A 1,682-nucleotide genomic window follows, 5' to 3' on the forward strand; every position below is an offset into this window, starting at 1 on the left:
GGCGTTCGTCCAGCTCGGGCCAGTCGTACGTGGTGGGGTGCCCGGCGATCAGGTCCTCGTACTCGTGCACCCGGACGCGGCCGTCGGTCGCGGCGACGGCTTCGGCGAGCGGCCCCCGGTCACCGGGGCCGGAGACGACGACGTGCTCGATCGTCGGCAGATGAGGGAGGAGCGGCACGAGGAGCGGCAGCAGTGAGCCGTTCGCGAGGACGACGCGGTCGGCGGCGTGGTTGACGATCCAGACCAACTGCTCCGGCGGAAGGCGCAGGTTGAGCGTGTGGAGGACGGCCCCCATACAGGGGATCGCGAAGTACGCCTCAACATGTTCGGAGTTGTTCCACATGAGAGTGGCGATCCGCTCGTCACCCGTGACTCCGAGTTCGTCGCGCAGGGCGCCGGCGAGCTGTGCGGCCCGCGCACCGACCTCCGCGAAACTGCGGCGCTGCGGCTCGCTCTCCCCGGTCCAGGTGGTGACCTGCGACTTCGCGTGGATGGTCATCCCGTGGTGCAGGATGCGGGTCACTGTCAGCGGTACGTCCTGCATGGTGCTCAGCACGGCGTCCTCCCGGTGGGCGCTGGCGCTACGCGACAGAAGCGCGGCGTGTCGACAAGCTGTGCGGCGATTCTGCGCACATACCACGCGGTATGTCACTACCCGGGAGTAGAAAACACGGCTGCGACTCAGCGGACGGGCACCAGCTCCGGGTCCTCGCGGAGCTTCCCGAGCGCCCGCGACACCGCGCTCTTCACCGTGCCGACGGAGACCCCCAGCACCTCGGCGGTCTGCACCTCGCTCAGGTCCTCGTAGTAACGGAGCACCACCATCGCGCGCTGCCTGTCCGGCAGCTTCATCACCGCGCGCCACATCGCGTCGTGGAGCACCTGCTTCTCGGCGGGGTCGGGAGCCGGAAGTCCGGCCGGCTCGGGAAGCTCCTCGCAGGCGAACTCGTCGACCTTGCGCTTGCGCCACTGCGAGGTACGGGTGTTGACGAGAGCACGGCGGACGTATCCGTCGAGGGCACGGTGGTCCTCGATCCGGTCCCAGGCGACGTATGTCTTGGTGAGAGCGGTCTGGAGAAGATCCTCGGCGTCGCTCGGATTGGCGGTGAGCGAGCGCGCGGTACGCAGCAGCACGGGCCCCCGCGCCCGTACGTACGACGAGAAGGACTTGTACGGCGTGTGCGGGTGGGACTGCGACTGGTGGGTGGTGTGTGTGGGGTGCGCGTTGTGCGCGGGTGGGTGCGAGTTCGGGTGGTACGGCGAAAACGAGGCGGCCGTGGAGGCGCTCGTGCAGACAGGCGTGGTCATGGCTCCACGCTAGGAGCGGGCCCCTCCCAGGGGATCGGCCCCAGGTCCCGAAGCTGCGTCCGCCTCAGGGAGTAGGGGGAGTACCGGCTCCACCTCCTGAAGGTGGAGGAGCGGTGGACACTCGTCAGGGTCGGCACCCGAGGCGGGGGGCCGGTGTGGATCTTGACTCCCTCGTGCCGGGCCGGTCGTGAGCCCTTGCGGGGACGGGCCCCGCAGGTGAGAGCCGTGCGGGCCGCGCACGCGTGGGCGGTGGTGTCGGAGCCGTACACCTTGATGGGGAGGGGGAAGCGCGCCGCGGCGTGTACGACCAGGGGTGGCGACGGGGGGCGACGGACGTACACCCGTGGGGTCATGAGCCGGGGGTGGGCGAGGGT

2 protein-coding genes are annotated in these 1,682 nt (G+C 69.9%); both read right to left on the minus strand.

Annotated features, from left to right (window positions below):
• Positions 1-556: AMP-binding protein (locus ACFXKA_RS42660; RefSeq protein ID WP_379431854.1), on the minus strand; the 556-nt coding region annotated here is incomplete at its 3' end.
• A gap of 125 nt (positions 557-681) precedes the next feature.
• Positions 682-1,308, minus strand: coding sequence for a SigE family RNA polymerase sigma factor (locus ACFXKA_RS42665; RefSeq protein ID WP_355188118.1), 627 nt, complete (start codon positions 1,306-1,308; stop codon positions 682-684).
• Positions 1,309-1,682 lie beyond the last annotated feature (374 nt).

The organism is Nocardia sp. NPDC059228 (assembly GCF_042754245.1).
In the GTDB taxonomy this organism is placed as follows: Bacteria; Actinomycetota; Actinomycetes; order Mycobacteriales; family Mycobacteriaceae; genus Nocardia.